The organism is Bradyrhizobium sp. USDA 4461, from assembly GCF_054055655.1.
The window spans coordinates 3,400,338-3,414,768 of sequence record NZ_JBSRXM010000001.1; the positions used below are offsets into that span (position 1 = coordinate 3,400,338).

A 14,431-nucleotide genomic window follows, 5' to 3' on the forward strand; every position below is an offset into this window, starting at 1 on the left:
GGGAAGAAGCAATTGTCCGCTGATCCTCTCGCGCGTTTTCGCGATCGCCTTCGGTTGCCGCTGATTGCGGCGCCGATGTTTCTGGTCTCCGGTGTCGAACTGGTGGTAGCCGCCTGCCGCAACGGCGTGATCGGTTCGTTTCCGACCGTGAATTGCCGTGAGACGGAACAGCTCGATGCGTGGCTCGGCGACATCGAGGGGCGCTTGCGGTCGCATGAAGATGCGAGCGGCCAAGCGGCGGCGCCGATCTGCCCGAACCTGATCGTGCATCGCTCCAACGCGCGGCTGCAGCAGGACCTCGCCGTGCTGCTGCGGCACAAGCCCGAGCTTGTGATCACCTCGGTCGGCTCGCCGGCGCCGGTGCTTGGCCCCCTGCACGATGCCGGCGCGCTGGTGTTTGCCGACGTTGCGTCGATCCGCCATGCCGAACGCGCGGCAGCAGTCGGCGCCGACGGGCTGGTGCTGCTCACCGCGGGCGCCGGCGGACAGACCGGATGGCTCAATCCGTTCGTATTCGTCCGCGCGGTGCGCGGCTTCTTCGACGGCCCGATCGTGCTCGCCGGCGGCATCAGCGACGGCCACGCGCTGCGCGCCGCGGAGGCGCTCGGCTGCGAGCTGGCCTATATGGGCACCAAGTTCATCGCGACGCACGAGAGCATGGCGGATGCGAGATACAAGCAGATGCTGGTCGCGGCGACCGCCGACGACATCCTGCTGACGACGGCGTTCACGGGTCTGCAGACCAACATGCTGCGGCCCTCGATCGAGGCTGCCGGCCTCGATCCCGACGACCTGCCGGCGCGCGGCGCGATCGACATCGGCAAGGACATCGACATCGGCGCCCGTGAAAGCCGGCCGAAACGCTGGCGCGACATCTGGAGCGGTGGCCACTCCACCTCGGGGGTGGCCGGGGTGCTCGGCGTCGACGAACTCGTGGCGCAGACGGTCGCGGAATACGAGGCGGCGAGCGCGCGGGTGCGGCTCGCCTGATCATTCAAGTGCCGCCTGTCCGCTTAACGCGGCATTAACCATGCCAGTCCCAACTATGCGTCACGGGATGGTCCGCCGCCACGGCCGGCCGCCCGGCAGTTGTGGGAATGCGACATGGCTCTTCAGGCGCTCTCCAAGACCCCGGCCTCGCTCGACGAACTCCGGACCCGGGTGTTCTACGCCCTGCAGCGGCATCCGCTGTGCCGTCAGGTTGAATTCGACATCGTCAGCACGCCGCGGACCCGCCGCACCAACTGGACCGTCAGCATGCATTCGGTCCAGCCCGGCGCGCTCTGGACGGCGCACGAGATCGTCGCCGACATCCAGGAAGCCTATGAGCTTGATGCGGCAGCCTGATTTTTCGGGCCGTTTCGGGACGATTTCACCTATTTGGCGCCGTCGCGGCACGCTAACGCCGCATTTCGCGCGCAGTTTGCGGTGACACCGGCCGGCAATGGAGTAATTTTTGACCAGAGCCATCACCATCGTCGCCCTGACCTGCTTCCTGCTCGCCGGCGCCGCGATCACAGCCATTTTGGGCCGTGACAGCCTTCCGGCGGCGCAGGCCGACGTCGGTCCGGTCGCCAACCGTGCCAGCAAGCAGGACAAGCTCGCGGTCACGACGCTTGCCGCGGCCTCCTTTGACGTGCCCACCAAACCGGCCGATCCTCCCGCCGGCCCGTCGCCGCTATTGCTGCGCGCGCAAGCCGCGATACCGGGTGCAACCGATACGGTGCGCCAGGCTTACGCGTCGGCCGAGCCCGCCGATATAGGCCTGCCGAAGCTCAACGATCCCGTCGATGCCGCGCAGCCGAAGGTCGCTGAGCCCGCGCCGGTCGCGCCCGCAGCGCCGCCGAAGCCCAAGGCGGCCGCCAAGCCGGCGCCGCAGAAAAACTATGCGCTGCTCAGCGATGCCCAGATCGCCGGCATCAAGGACCGGCTCAAGCTGTCGTCGTCGCAGGAATATTACTGGCCGGCGGTCGAGACCGCGCTGCGCGCCGTCGCCCGCAAGATCCACGCCAAGCGCCAGGGCGATCCCGCTTCGGGCACCATGCCGATCGATCCGGACTCCGAGGAGGTCCAGCAGCTGAAATCGGCGGCGATGCCGCTATTGTTCCAGCTGCGCGAGGACCAGAAGAACGAGGTCCGCTCGCTGGCGCGCCTGATCGGCCTCGAGCGCGTCGCCTCGATGATCTGAGCGCAGGGTTCGGATCGGACCGAACCTGCGTTCCTCTATCCCGCGCGCGCCTCCGGCGGCCGCAGCTTCTCGACCTTGCTCTGGGTTTCGACCAGCAGCTGCTTCATGAAATCCTTGTTGCGCTTCAGCCAAGGCTCCAGCGTCTGCCTGACATCGCCGGGCGACCTCTTCTCGATGGCCTGCGCCAGCCGGGTCTGAAACGTCCCCCAATCCTTGAACATCTCCTTCAAGAGAGCATCGTCGGAGATGTTGATCGCCGATTTGATGTCGCCGACGGTTTCCAGTTCGCGCATGTTGCCCTGCCGCAGGATCGAATCCAGGTTCTCCAGGCATTCGTGGTAGCGCGCGAGCAGGTCGTCCCATCGCTTGGCGGTGACGTCCTCGTCGAGGTCCTCGACGGCGTTGTACAGCGGCTCGAGGAACGACCATCGGAAGCGCCGCGCCAGCCGCAGCAGGATCGAGAGGAAGACGATGTCCTTCGGCATGTTCTGCGCAACCATCAGCCTCGGATCCTCGCTGAATGGCGGCATCGGCACGAAGATGATGACGACCGAGAACGGCGTGCTGTCGAGATATTCGAGCCGTGCGATCACCGGTTGATACAGCTTCAGGTCGCGGAAGATCGGGCTCAGGACCTGCTCGCGGCCTCGCCGGCTGGCAATATCCACGTCGGCGAACGAGTTCGCGACATAGCTCGTCAGCTCGTCGAGCCAGGCGCCGCTGTCGTAGCGGTTTTGCGCGCTGAGCAGATCCTCCCAGTCGAGATCGGCCGTATCGGGACCGGACAGCAGCGTGGTGGTGGCAGCGTCGGCCTCGAGTTTCGCATCCTTCAGGAAGCCGCGCGCGCGGTCCGCCGGCGGCAATGTCCTCAGCGTCTCGGCCTTCTGCCGGAACGACAGCTCGTCGCTGAACACGATGCGCAGCCGCAGGCGGAACAGCTCTTCGGGCCGGGTGATCTGCATGAACTGCGCGTGCAGATCCTTCGCCGCCTCGTTGAAGTCGCGGGCGTGGTTGGCATTCAGCCGCGGCCTGAGCGGTGCGACGCCGAAGGTCGGCTTCACGAACAAATCTTCGAGAAACCGCCGGACGTCTTCCTCGCCGATGCCGTAGAACTCGTTTTCCGCCAGCATCGGGAACGACGGCGATGCGTCGACCGAGAACCACAGGACCTTCGAGGTGAGCTTCAGCGCGCGCTTGTAGCCATCGAACTGCGAAATCTCGGACGCACACCAGGTCCAATTGTGCTCGGCGTTGGTGTGGATGAAGATCAGGCAATCGGCCTTCGCCGTGTTGTCGATCATCCATTGCCGCCATTCCGAGCCGCCCGGGATTTCCTCGCAGACGAAGCATTCCATCGGACGCTGGCCGTCCAGGCTGCTGAGATATTCGAGCCGCGCCTTCAACAGACGGGCGAGGAATCTGTCTTCGGCGCGATGGCTGATGAACACCGAGAAATCGTCTGGCATGGCAAAATCCGATCTGCATCAAATTGCTGCGACGGCCGGGCCGGGTCTCGTTGCGCGTCTCGCTACGGATCGAATGATAGCCCGCTGCTGGAATTGGCGGTCGCTGGCTGAGAAAAAGAAATGCCTCCTGCCAGTGAACTAGCTCACTATACCTTAGCGTGTATGGGGTGCATGATGTTTGTCGCGGGGAGCCGCGCGCGGGAAAATCGCCGTGCTCCGGCGTCGAATGGATAAAATCGTCAACAAGTCGGTGTATCGATCTGGTGCATCGCTCATGTCATGACCTGGTGCCGTTTGCGCTCGGAAGCGCATCCAATTGGGCCTTCGGCCGCGACCGGTCGGTCGTTTCGAAATCAGCAAATCTCATTGTTCTGCGGGGGCAACCATGCCGAAGACCAAGCAGCAGCATCTCGATCGCGATGCCGGACCGAAGCGAATCCTGGCGCTCGACGGCGGCGGCATTCGCGGCATTCTGACGCTCGAATATCTGGCCGCGATGGAGGCACTGTTGCGCAAGCGGCACAACAACAACGACCTGTTGCTGTGCGACTATTTCGATCTGATCGGCGGCACCTCGACGGGATCGATTATCGCGGCCGGACTTGCCTGCGGCATGACCGTGGACGCCTTGAAGACGCTCTATCGCGGGATCGGCACCGATATCTTCCAGGAATCATTCTGGCGGCGGGGGTTGCTGGCGCCGAAATTCGACTCCGACGCCTTGCAGCGCGCGCTCGATACGCAGCTCGGCGCCGATACCGTGCTCGGCGGCGATCGGGTCCGCACCGGCCTGATGATCATGACCAAGCGGCTCGACACCGGCAGTCCCTGGCCGCTGCATAACAATCCGGACGCGGCTTTTGCGAAGCAGGACGGCGCATTGCGGCTGACGCAAGTCGTTCGTGCCTCGACCGCGGCGCCGACCTATTTCAAACCCGAGGAGATCACGATCTCGGCGCGCGACGGTCACACGGTCAATGGCGCCTTCGTCGACGGCGGCGTCAGCCCGTTCAACGATCCGGCACTGCAACTTCTGATGCTTGCGGCGCTCCATGGCCACGGCTTTCGCTGGCATACCGGCAAGGACAGGCTGCTGTTGATCTCGGCCGGTACGGGCCAATTCCGCTCCACCTATTCGACCGAGCAGATCGTCCGCATGCCGGCGGCAGAGCAGGGCGTGCGCTCGCTGCAGTCGCTGATGGACGATTGCAGCCGGCACAATCACGGCATGCTGCAATGGCTGACCGATTGCCGTACGCCGTGGTCGATCGATCGCGCGGTGACCGACATGATTGCGGACAGCCAGAGCGGGCCGCAGCTCGCGACCTATGCGCGCTACAACGTGCTGCTGGAGACTGCCTGGCTGAAGCAGACGCTCGGCATCGAGCGGACGCCGGACGCGCTGGCGAAGATCGCGGCGATGGACGATCCGAAGAACATGGACGAACTCGCCGGGATCGGCGGGAAGGCCGCGGAGAAGCAGGTCAGCGCGGACCATTTCCCGCCGGCCTTTGATCTCGCGTGATGCCGCGCGGCGCGGCGGACACGCCGATCCCGGCTTCGACAAGGATTTCGCCTTCAGTTAAGTTCGGCACCTGGACGCAATGATCCAGTCATGAGTCGAGGTGTCGCGATGGCTACCGAGCAAGACGCCAAGTCACCGAACACGGTGGTTCTCTTCAGCGGTCACATGATCGATGCGCCGGATCGAAAAACGCCACGCTTTCCACCCGACGAGGCGCCCAAGGCCGCCGCTGCGATTGCCGCCGCGCTGGAGCGGATCGGGGTCCGCGAAGGCGATCTTGCAATCTGCGGCGGCGCTTGCGGCGGCGACCTGTTGTTTGCGGAAGCCGCGCTCGCGCAGCGCATGCGGCTTGAAATCTACATTCCGTTTGACGAGCCGACCTTCCTCGCCGGCTCGGTGGATTTCGCCGGAGGCGATTGGCGCGCGCGGTATTTCGCCGCCAAATCGCAGGCGACGCTCCACGTCATGCCCGACGAGCTCGGGCCGTTGCCGGCCGGCGAGAACGCCTACGAGCGCGACAATCAATGGATGCTGCAGCGCGCCGCGCGCTTTGGCGGCGAGAAAATGGCCTTCATCTGCCTGTGGAACGGCGAGGGCGGCGATGGTCCGGGCGGCGCGAAGCACCTGATGGAAGAGGCCGGCCGCAAGACGACGTGGATCTACTGGCTCGACACGAGAAAATTATGGGACTGAGGGAATTGCAACATGCCGTCGTGTTTCATGATCATGCCTTATGGCCGCAAGCCGACCCAAGCCGACCCCAAGTTCGGTCCGGCCGAGATTGATTTCAACGCGCTGTGGGATCGTGCTTACGTTCCGGCCATCAAGGCGCTCGGCTATGAGCCGGTGCGGGCCGATCAGGACACCAGCGCGTTGATCGTCAGCGAGATGCTGGAAAGAATCTACTTCGCCGATCTCGTGCTGGCCGACATGACGATCCCGAACGGCAACGTGTATTACGAGGTCGGCATTCGCCACGCATCGCAAAAGACGGGGTGTGTCCTGCTCGCCGCCGACTGGTCCAAGCAATTGTTCGATGTCGTCCAGATGCGAACGGTGCGCTACCCGCTGCCCGAGGGAGAGATCACCGAGGCAACCGCTGCCGCGATGCAGGCCGCGATCAAGGAGCCCATCAGGGCCCTTGCGGCCGGGATTTCGCCGATGCACCAGTCGATCCCGGGCTATCCGGACAAGGTCGACCCGCGCAAGGCGACGACGATGCGAAGCCAGCTCGCCGAGCAAGCTGCATTCCAGACCAAGATACGCGCGGTCCGCGCTGCGCCCGCGGAGGAGCGCATGAAGCGGGCCCAGGCCTTGATTGCCGCCGAGGGCAATCCACCCGCGACCTATGCGAAGGCGCTCGCCCTGTTGCTGCTGCTGCGCGATTGCGTCGATACCACCGCCGACTGGAATGTCGTGCTCAACTACACCAAGGATCTTCCCGAGCGCTTCGCCAACGAACCCGAAGTGCAGGAGAATCGAGCATTTGCCGCGGCCCAGGCCGGCGACGACATCCAGGCGATTGCCGAGATCCAGACATTGATAGATTTCGCGGGGCCGACGCCGGAACGGCTCGGCTTGATGGGCGGCCGCCACAAGCGCCTCGCCAGAGCCGCACCAGCCGACTCTCCTCGCCGCAAGGAGGAGCTCGAGAAGGCGATCGATTGTTATCAGCAGGGTATGGAGCTCGATCTCAACGCCTATTACTGCTCCAGCAACTTGCCCCGTCTCTATCGCGCCCGGGGGAACCCGGGCGACGAAGATCTTGCGCAGGCCACCGTGCGGGTCGCGATTGCCGCCTGCGAGCGGGCCAGACGATTGCAGCTTGCCGACGAATGGCTGCGCCCGACGCAGCTTGCCGCGGCCTTTGACCTCGGTGATCCCGACAAGGCCGAGAGGCTGGCAATGCAGGTGGTTGCCGAGGGGCAAGTGAAATGGAAGGTGAGCAGTGTCCTTCGCGACCTCGAAGCCAGTCTCCAATACGTCACCGACCCAGCAAAGCGCGCGCGACTGTCCGCGACCATCGACAAGGTCAAGGCGGCCTGATCGCGCGCTTCTTCGATTTCGACCTCAACCAAGCCGCATCGACAGCTCGACGTCCTCGGCGAACGGCACCGAGATGTAGCCGCCCTTCAGCGCGCGCACCCGCGCCAGATAGTCGGGACTGTCGTCGGCATTGTCGGCGACCACGAAGGCGCCGGCCTTCAGCCGCCCCTGCACCAGATCGAGGATATCGGGATAGAGCCCCTTGGCGCCGTCGAGCAGCACGAGGTCGATCGCATCGGGCAGATCGCTGCGCAGCGTCGTGAGCGCGTCGCCCTCGCGGATCTCGACCAGATCGTCGAGCCCGCCCGCGATGAGGTTGTCGCGGGCGCGCTTGACCTTGGCCGGTTCGAACTCGCTGGTGATCAGGCGGCCGCCGCCATTGTCGCGCAGCGCAGCGGCGAGGTGCAGTGTCGAGATGCCGAACGAGGTGCCGAACTCGACGATGTTGCGCGCCCGCGCGCCACGCGCCAGCATGTAGAGCAGCGCACCGGTCTCGCGCGAGGCCGCGAGCGGCACATTGTTGAGGCGGCCGTAGAGCGCGCGGTAGTCGGTCTTGCTGCGCATCAGGCGCGCCTGGTCCGCGTCGGAAAGGTCGGCCACCGCGCGCCGGGTTTCTTCCACCGCTGCGGAGGCTTGCGCGAACAGGCGGTCGAGCAGGCCTGCGAGCTGGGGTGAGGTGAGGGTCGTCATGTGGGTCTCCGGTGCAAAAGCGGCGCGTCCTTGCGCCTCGTTAGAAATACGAATAATTATTCGCATTCGCTAATCGCATTCCCCGAATTGCCCATAAGACGTCCATGACCGAACGGCGAAGCTCTTCAGTTTCCTCGCGAAAACAGCCGCAACAGGCGCGATCGACCGAGCTCGTCGCGGCGATTCTCGAGGCGGCTGTTCAGGTTTTGACGAAGGAGGGCGCGCAGCGTTTCACCACGGCGCGGGTGGCCGAGAAGGCCGGCGTCAGCGTCGGCTCGCTGTACCAGTATTTTCCGAACAAGGCGTCGATCCTGTTCCGATTGCAGAGCGACGAGTGGCGGCAGACCACCGGCCTGCTGCGGGAGATTCTCGAAGATGGCGGGCGGCCGCCATTGCAGCGGCTGCGCGCGCTGGTGCACGCGTTCTTCCATTCCGAATGCGAGGAAGCCGCAGTGCGCGGCGCGCTGAGCGATGCCGCGCCGCTTTATCGCGACGCGCCGGAGGCCCGCGAGGCGCGGGCGTCGAGCGCGCGCACCGTCGAGGTCTTCATGCGCGAGGCCTTGCCGAAGGCATCCGCCGCAGCCCGCGCAATGGCGGGCGATCTGATCACGACGACGTTGAGCACGGTCGGCAAGGATTTTTCGGAGAGCCCGCGAAGCCGGGCCGAGATCGAGAGCTATGCCGATGCCATGGCCGACATGTTCTGCGCCTATCTGAAGAGCATCGGAAAGCGCTGACGCTCACAGATAGAGCTTGGCCACCAGAAGAAATCCGAGAACGCCGCTGGTCACTGCGAACACGGTCATGCCGTTGCAGAAACTGACATAGGCGGCCGACCAATAGGCACTCTTGTGAGGCGCAGTCTCGTAAGGAGCTTTCCTGGAAGCAGCCGCGACTTTCTTCGGTTTCTGGGGCAAGCCGATGCATTCCTTGAAAAAGCGCCGCCACCTGGTCAACACAGGTGACGGCGCCCGTCTGAGGGCTTCAGGGCGAAACCCCGCCGCAGCGTAGGCGGCGATGATGAACGGTTCGTATACCGCTCGGCATCGCACGCTCGAATGTCAGCGCAGAAGCAAAGTTCCGCCAGAGCGCGATGAGGTCGTCATCGCGCTTCGGGATGTTACTTGAGCATGATCTTTCGGAAGACCGCTTCGCACTTTTCCGGATCATGCCCTTAGAACGAAGCGTAGGCGTTGCGGAACGCGATGGCGCCGGCGAGCGAGCGCGGCCGCGTGCGCACGGCGTGTCCGTCGTTGCCGCTGGTGACGATCCACTGGCCGTTCTCATGACCCACGATCTTGCCGACGTGGTGACGCCAGACGACGATCGCGCCGACCGAGGGGCCGCCGGCATTGGTGCCGTAGCGCGCCCAGGAGCGCGCCAGATTGTATTGCGGACCCGGATCGCTGCCGACCTGCGTGCGCATGAACCAGCCGCACCAGGCCGCCGGGCGACCCGCGTGTGCGTGCGCATAATGACGATGATGATGGTGACGACCGCGAGCTTCGGCAGCAGATGAAGCAAAGGCCAGGAGCACGGCGACAGCCGCAAGAGTTTTACGCATTACAAAGTCCTCTTGTTGTTGGCAGACCATCCTGACAGTGGGAGGAGGAGCGCAGCGATGACCTGCGATTGGGTTGCGAAGCGACCGCACCGGGTCGAGCGACGCAAAACAGAGGCGGGAACGTGGCCCGCCCAGGCCTTTAAGAAACCGCCTATGGCCAAAATATGACGGTCATACTTGTCTGGCGGCCGAGATATTGCCGAAAACGTCAGGCGCGGCCTGCGATGGGCGGCAGCCCTGTTGCGGCCGAGCGAAACCGACGCCAAAAGCCTTGATCACGCGACGCCGAACCGACCAAAAAAGATTCGCGAGGACCCAGCGTCCAAATCGGAGCTGGATCGTTCGAGCTTCCCGTGGGTTGGAGTCTATGGACAAAAAGGCCGACAGCGCTTTCCGGACGGCTGCCCGCTCTGGATTCGAATTTGTGAGGGTCCGCGGCGCCCGCGAACATAATCTGAAGAATGTCGACGTCGACATTCCGAGAGATTCCCTGGTCGTGTTTACCGGGGTCTCCGGCTCCGGAAAGTCGTCGCTTGCCTTTGGGACGCTGTACGCCGAGGCGCAGCGCCGGTATCTGGAGTCGGTCTCGCCTTACGCAAGGCGGCTGTTTCATCAAATGGCCGTGCCGGAGGTCGATGAGGTCGAAGGCCTTCCACCGGCTGTCGCGCTGCAACAGCAGCGGGGATCGCCAACGACGCGGTCCTCGGTGGGGAGTGTCACGACACTCTCGAGCCTGCTGCGGATGCTTTATTCCCGAGCGGGTGACTATCCGCCCGGGCAGCCGTTGCTATACGCGGAGTCGTTTTCGCCGAACACGCCGGAAGGTGCTTGCCCTCGCTGTCATGGCATCGGGCGCATCCATGATGTCAGCGAGCGGTCCATGGTGCCCGACGATAAGCTGACCATCCGCGAGCGCGCGATCGCCGCCTGGCCGACAGCCTGGCAAGGGCAGAACCTCAGGGACATCCTGGTGACCCTTGGCTACGACGTCGACAAGCCGTGGCGCGAACTGCCGAAGAAGGATCGCGACTGGATCCTTTTTACCGATGAGCAGCCGACGGTGCCGGTCTATGCAGGATATACTCCAGCGGAAACGCGGCGGGCGCTCAAGCGCAAGGAAGAGCCCAGCTACCAGGGGACCTTCACGGGCGCTCGCAAGTATGTACTGCAGACCTATGCGACGACCCAGAGCGCGATGATGAAGCGCCGGGTGGCGCAATTCCTGTCGGGTTCGGACTGTCCGGTCTGCAAAGGCAAGCGGCTCAAGCCGGAGGCTTTATCGGTCAAGTTCGCCGGCTTGGATATCTCCACATTGTCGCGGCTGCCCTTGAAACGCCTGGACGAGCTGTTGAAAGCGTCGCCGGCAAAAGCGAAGCCCGATGCCGGGGATCATCCGGAAAAGGCGTTGGTCTTGAAACGCATCGCCGACGACCTGCGCGGCCGTTTGGAAGTTCTGCTCGACCTTGGTCTCGGTTACCTGACGCTCGAGCGGAGCACGCCGACCTTGTCGCCGGGCGAGTTGCAGCGACTTCGCCTGGCGACGCAGGTCCGATCCAACCTGTTCGGAGTGGTCTATGTGTTGGATGAGCCGTCCGCAGGGCTGCATCCAGCGGACACGGAGGCGCTTCTACGCGCGTTGGCGCGCCTGAAGTCTGCGGGCAACTCGCTGTTCGTCGTCGAGCACGAATTCGATGTGGTGCGTCAGGCAGACTGGATCGTCGATGTAGGGCCCGCGGCGGGAGAGAATGGCGGCAGGATTCTTTACAGTGGGCCGCTGCCGGGATTGGTTGATGTCCGGGAATCCCAGACACGACGCTATCTGTTCGGTGAGGGAGCGGAAGCTTCCCGGAGCAGCCGTGCGGCGCAAGGATGGCTGAGGCTGCGCGGTGTGACCCGCAACAATCTGCACCGACTGGACGTCGATTTACCATTGGGCGTTTTTACCTGTGTCACGGGGATCTCGGGTTCGGGCAAGTCGAGTCTGGTCAGCCAGTTCCTGGTCGAAGCCGTTGGCGACGAGTTGGGACACCGCCGGGAGCCTGATGCGGACGATGACGTTCTGGAAGCCGCGATCGAAACGCTCGGTGGCAAGATCACCGAGGGACTGGACCAGGTGAAGCGACTGGTAGTGGTCGATCAGAAACCGATCGGGCGAACTCCACGGTCGAACCTCGCGACGTACACCGGCCTGCTCGATCATGTGCGGCGATTGTTTGCGGCGACCAAGCAGGCGCGAGCCCGGAAATACGACGCCGGTCGATTTTCGTTCAATGTCGCGAAGGGCCGGTGCGAGACCTGCCAGGGCGAAGGCTATGTCTGCGTCGAGCTCCTGTTTCTGCCGAGCGTCTATGCGCCGTGTCCAACATGCAAGGGTGCTCGCTATAATGCCAAGACGCTCGAGATCAAGATCCGGGACAATTCAATCGCCGACGTGCTTGCCATGAACGTCGACGCAGCGTTCGAGTTCTTTGCAGATGATGAGTCCCTGCGCCGATCGCTCGGCGTACTGCGCGAGGTCGGTCTCGGTTATATCCGGCTCGGACAGCCCGCCACGGAGTTGTCGGGCGGCGAAGCGCAACGCGTCAAGCTCGCCACGGAACTGCAGCGCGCGCAGCGAGGCGGGACACTCTATGTGCTCGATGAGCCGACGACCGGTCTTCATCCGGCCGACGTGGCAAAGCTGCTGAAGCAGCTCGACGGATTGGTCGAGGCCGGAAATACCGTGATTGTCATTGAGCATGACATGTCGGTCGCAGCAAGCAGCGACTTCATCGTCGACGTCGGACCGGGAGCGGGCGAGGAGGGGGGCCGCATCGTTGCGTCGGGTACGCCGGGACAGGTTGCGCGCGCGGTCGGCAGCCGAACCGCCGGATATCTTCTAAAAGCTATGAATTGAGCAGGCCAGGACCGGATTTGACACGCCGCGCTTCCGGCCCGGCGCGTTCAGCACCGGGCTCTCGTAAGCGCAGTGGTCTCGGCTCACCAGTAGGGCGAGGCTCGATAGTAGTCGTAGACGCGCCGGTCGTTGTCGCGAGTCCAGCTCCAGTCATTGTCGTTGGTGTAACGCGGTGCTTTGTCCAACTGGTCCTTGGTGATGTTGGTCCGGTATCCGCCGAGATTGGTGTCATAGGTCAGGCTTGACCACGGCGTCGGATAGTGATCATCGCCGATGCCGAGGAAGCCGCCATAGCTCAGAACCGCATAGGCGACCTTGCCCGACACCTTGTCGATCATGACGCGCTCGACGCTGCCGATCTTCTGCTGGTCGGCTCCATAGACGGCGGTGCCTTCGACCTTGTCGCTGGCGATCAGATTCCCTGTCTCTCGTTCTGCCATAGCTCTCTCCTGGGGTGCATGGTCAGAACGTCAAACGCGGGCTCGATAAGCCCGTTCCTAATATTGAAAGCGCTGCGGCAGATTATGGCCGCCACGCATCCAGCACCTCGCCGGCTTCCGCCAGCTCGATCTGGACATCGAAGCGCTGGGCGTAGAGGTGAAGAGAGGCCTCATGCGCCGCATCGGACGAGGAGCACAGGCCGTCTTTCACCACGATGACGCGGTAGCCGACGTCGACGGCATCGAGCACCGATGCGAGCACGCAGACGTCCGTCTCGGAGCCGGTCACGAGCAGCGTATCGACGTGCTTCTCCTGCAAGTAGGTCTGCAGCGCCCCGGTTGCGAACGCCGAATAGACCGGCTTGTCGATGCAATGTGCGGGCGGCGCGAAGCCCTCAAGCTCGGGCACCACGCGCAACAGATTGAGATCCATTGTGCTGCGCGTCACCTTCGGCCATTTCTCATAATAGGCGCGCCACATGCCAGCTGCATCCCTGGGCTCAATCGGCGGAATAAAGCGCGTGAAGATGGTGCGTTCGGGTGCGCGGGCCACGAGCTCCCGGATGACTGGTACAACGCGCGGCATCCATGGCGTGGGCCATGGGCCGTCCGCGGCAAACAGACGCTGCATGTCGATGCAGAGATGCACGGCGCGATCGCCGGGTGGGGCTTTAAGCCGCCCCATGACCGGCTCCCCGATGCCAGAGCGGAAAACCGTACCATGCCGTCAGGAGGGCAACGAACGCGGACGTGCCGATCGCGATGGCACGACCTGCGTTCTCGCTGACGATGTAAAGCACGACCGTGATGTCGGCGGCGATCCCGAGCGCAAGGGGAAGCACGGCCGCAATCACGAGCGCGGAGCCGATCCGGAAGAATTGCGGATCATCCTCGCCATGATAGGCGAGGCGATGCAGCGATGCAGGGGTCATCAGGAGAAGAACCGAAAACGCCACGGCCAGAAGCCCCGCCGCATGGACGGTCTGCATCCAGCCGGGCAAGGCCTGGAAGGACCTTGTCAGCGCCGCCACGAACTGAAAGCCGAGCAGCGCCTGTCCGCCTGGAATGATGACGCGGGCTTCGGTCAGGAGCTGTTCGATCTTGGTTTTGAGCGGCGTGCCGCTCTCCGGGGGCAGCGGCTTGGCCTTGTGCCGCAAAACCATCCCGAGGCCAAAGAGCAAGCCGAGCCCGATTACGGCCAGCCCCGCTCCCATGGCTGCGCCAAGTCCCGGCCCCACGAGAAAATCGAAAACAACGAAGACGGATGCGCCAAGGCCAAGCGTCAGTGGCAGGAGGCTCCAGCCGGTAAGGCTTGTCGTGACGTGCAATGCTCGGTGCCGGCTTTGGCCACTACAGGCGATGCGGTGATACATGGAGGGCGCAATCAGGAGACAAATGCTGCCGCACAGCAGCACCAGCGCCGCGCATTGAAGCGTATGGCCGGCTGGCGACGCGTCCTGGAAAAGCTCCTGAAATGCACCTTGAAAGGCGAAGCCGAACAGAACCTGTGCGCCAAGGATAAGGAGGCGGGACTCGTCGAGGGCAGTCTTGAGCTTGGCGTCGAGTTCTTTCGTCATCGCAACGCGATGAACCTTTTTCGGCCCCTGCCGGTTCCA

At 63.8% G+C, this 14,431-nt stretch carries 15 protein-coding genes; 8 read left to right on the plus strand and 7 right to left on the minus strand.

The window, feature by feature from the left end:
* Positions 1 to 12: 12 nt before the first annotated feature.
* The 3 genes from ACVINW_RS15845 (at position 13) to ACVINW_RS15855 (ending at position 2,188) form a co-directional block, all read left to right on the plus strand.
* Positions 13 to 990 carry an NAD(P)H-dependent flavin oxidoreductase gene (locus ACVINW_RS15845; RefSeq protein WP_456752163.1) on the plus strand — a complete coding sequence of 326 codons (978 nt, stop codon included), beginning with the start codon at positions 13 to 15 and terminating at the stop codon, positions 988 to 990.
* Between the two features lie 114 nt (positions 991 to 1,104).
* Positions 1,105 to 1,347, plus strand: coding sequence for a hypothetical protein (locus ACVINW_RS15850; protein WP_456752164.1), 243 nt, complete (start codon positions 1,105 to 1,107; stop codon positions 1,345 to 1,347).
* A gap of 109 nt (positions 1,348 to 1,456) precedes the next feature.
* Positions 1,457 to 2,188, plus strand: a complete 732-nt coding sequence (locus tag ACVINW_RS15855) for a hypothetical protein (protein WP_456752165.1) — start codon at positions 1,457 to 1,459, stop codon at positions 2,186 to 2,188.
* Between the two features lie 35 nt (positions 2,189 to 2,223).
* On the opposite strand, the gene ACVINW_RS15860 is transcribed toward ACVINW_RS15855, so the two are convergent.
* On the minus strand, positions 2,224 to 3,654 hold the full coding sequence (locus ACVINW_RS15860) for a toll/interleukin-1 receptor domain-containing protein (RefSeq protein WP_456752166.1): 1,431 nt from the start codon (positions 3,652 to 3,654) through the stop codon (positions 2,224 to 2,226).
* A gap of 385 nt (positions 3,655 to 4,039) precedes the next feature.
* Here ACVINW_RS15860 and ACVINW_RS15865 point away from each other — a divergent pair, with 385 nt between their 5' ends.
* The 3 genes from ACVINW_RS15865 to ACVINW_RS15875 all read left to right on the plus strand — a co-directional run bounded on the left by ACVINW_RS15865 (position 4,040) and on the right by ACVINW_RS15875 (position 7,225).
* Positions 4,040 to 5,179 (plus strand): patatin-like phospholipase family protein, encoded by a 1,140-nt coding sequence (locus tag ACVINW_RS15865; RefSeq protein WP_456752167.1) that lies wholly within the window; start codon positions 4,040 to 4,042, stop codon positions 5,177 to 5,179.
* A 108-nt stretch (positions 5,180 to 5,287) separates the two neighbouring features.
* Entirely contained in the window at positions 5,288 to 5,872 is a 585-nt protein-coding gene (locus ACVINW_RS15870) for a hypothetical protein (RefSeq protein ID WP_456752168.1), read from the plus strand.
* 12 nt (positions 5,873 to 5,884) lie between these two features.
* A complete protein-coding gene (locus ACVINW_RS15875; RefSeq protein WP_456752169.1) occupies positions 5,885 to 7,225 on the plus strand; it encodes a TRAFs-binding domain-containing protein in 1,341 nt (446 codons plus the stop codon).
* 24 nt (positions 7,226 to 7,249) lie between these two features.
* Here ACVINW_RS15875 and ACVINW_RS15880 read toward each other — a convergent pair whose 3' ends face one another.
* Positions 7,250 to 7,915, minus strand: coding sequence for an O-methyltransferase (locus ACVINW_RS15880; RefSeq protein ID WP_456752170.1), 666 nt, complete (start codon positions 7,913 to 7,915; stop codon positions 7,250 to 7,252).
* 104 nt (positions 7,916 to 8,019) lie between these two features.
* Between ACVINW_RS15880 and ACVINW_RS15885 the strand changes: the two genes are divergently transcribed.
* Positions 8,020 to 8,652 (plus strand): TetR family transcriptional regulator, encoded by a 633-nt coding sequence (locus ACVINW_RS15885; protein WP_456752171.1) that lies wholly within the window; start codon positions 8,020 to 8,022, stop codon positions 8,650 to 8,652.
* A 3-nt stretch (positions 8,653 to 8,655) separates the two neighbouring features.
* Here the strand turns inward: ACVINW_RS15885 and ACVINW_RS15890 are convergent, their stop codons facing one another.
* Together ACVINW_RS15890 and ACVINW_RS15895 are read right to left on the minus strand one after the other, a co-directional pair.
* Complete coding sequence (locus ACVINW_RS15890) at positions 8,656 to 8,832, minus strand: hypothetical protein (RefSeq protein ID WP_456752172.1); 177 nt, start codon at positions 8,830 to 8,832, stop codon at positions 8,656 to 8,658.
* Between the two features lie 257 nt (positions 8,833 to 9,089).
* Complete coding sequence (locus ACVINW_RS15895) at positions 9,090 to 9,341, minus strand: hypothetical protein (RefSeq protein ID WP_456752173.1); 252 nt, start codon at positions 9,339 to 9,341, stop codon at positions 9,090 to 9,092.
* Positions 9,342 to 9,846: 505 nt separating this feature from the next.
* On the opposite strand from ACVINW_RS15895, the gene ACVINW_RS15900 reads away from it, so the two are divergent.
* Positions 9,847 to 12,375, plus strand: a complete 2,529-nt coding sequence (locus tag ACVINW_RS15900) for an excinuclease ABC subunit A (protein WP_456752174.1) — start codon at positions 9,847 to 9,849, stop codon at positions 12,373 to 12,375.
* A gap of 83 nt (positions 12,376 to 12,458) precedes the next feature.
* On the opposite strand, the gene ACVINW_RS15905 is transcribed toward ACVINW_RS15900, so the two are convergent.
* The 3 genes from ACVINW_RS15905 to ACVINW_RS15915 form a co-directional block, all read right to left on the minus strand.
* Complete coding sequence (locus ACVINW_RS15905) at positions 12,459 to 12,815, minus strand: PRC-barrel domain-containing protein (RefSeq protein ID WP_456752175.1); 357 nt, start codon at positions 12,813 to 12,815, stop codon at positions 12,459 to 12,461.
* Positions 12,816 to 12,897: 82 nt separating this feature from the next.
* A complete protein-coding gene (locus ACVINW_RS15910) occupies positions 12,898 to 13,500 on the minus strand; it encodes a cysteine hydrolase family protein (protein WP_456752176.1) in 603 nt (200 codons plus the stop codon).
* A complete protein-coding gene (locus ACVINW_RS15915) occupies positions 13,487 to 14,392 on the minus strand; it encodes a DUF6328 family protein (protein WP_456752177.1) in 906 nt (301 codons plus the stop codon). Before ACVINW_RS15915 ends, ACVINW_RS15910 begins: the two co-directional genes overlap by 14 nt.
* Positions 14,393 to 14,431: the final 39 nt, after the last annotated feature.

What these genes read in the sequence shown, in the direction of transcription:
- ACVINW_RS15885 (WP_456752171.1), top strand. Translation starts at nt 8,020, where the DNA reads ATGACCGAACGGCGAAGCTCTTCAGTTTCCTCGCGAAAACAGCCGCAA.
- ACVINW_RS15915 (WP_456752177.1), bottom strand. Translation starts at nt 14,392, where the DNA reads ATGACGAAAGAACTCGACGCCAAGCTCAAGACTGCCCTCGACGAGTCC.
- ACVINW_RS15910 (WP_456752176.1), bottom strand. Translation starts at nt 13,500, where the DNA reads ATGGGGCGGCTTAAAGCCCCACCCGGCGATCGCGCCGTGCATCTCTGC.
- ACVINW_RS15865 (WP_456752167.1), top strand. Translation starts at nt 4,040, where the DNA reads ATGCCGAAGACCAAGCAGCAGCATCTCGATCGCGATGCCGGACCGAAG.
- ACVINW_RS15905 (WP_456752175.1), bottom strand. Translation starts at nt 12,815, where the DNA reads ATGGCAGAACGAGAGACAGGGAATCTGATCGCCAGCGACAAGGTCGAA.
- ACVINW_RS15880 (WP_456752170.1), bottom strand. Translation starts at nt 7,915, where the DNA reads ATGACGACCCTCACCTCACCCCAGCTCGCAGGCCTGCTCGACCGCCTG.
- ACVINW_RS15900 (WP_456752174.1), top strand. Translation starts at nt 9,847, where the DNA reads ATGGACAAAAAGGCCGACAGCGCTTTCCGGACGGCTGCCCGCTCTGGA.
- ACVINW_RS15860 (WP_456752166.1), bottom strand. Translation starts at nt 3,654, where the DNA reads ATGCCAGACGATTTCTCGGTGTTCATCAGCCATCGCGCCGAAGACAGA.
- ACVINW_RS15850 (WP_456752164.1), top strand. Translation starts at nt 1,105, where the DNA reads ATGGCTCTTCAGGCGCTCTCCAAGACCCCGGCCTCGCTCGACGAACTC.
- ACVINW_RS15870 (WP_456752168.1), top strand. Translation starts at nt 5,288, where the DNA reads ATGGCTACCGAGCAAGACGCCAAGTCACCGAACACGGTGGTTCTCTTC.
- ACVINW_RS15875 (WP_456752169.1), top strand. Translation starts at nt 5,885, where the DNA reads ATGCCGTCGTGTTTCATGATCATGCCTTATGGCCGCAAGCCGACCCAA.
- ACVINW_RS15895 (WP_456752173.1), bottom strand. Translation starts at nt 9,341, where the DNA reads ATGCGCACGCAGGTCGGCAGCGATCCGGGTCCGCAATACAATCTGGCG.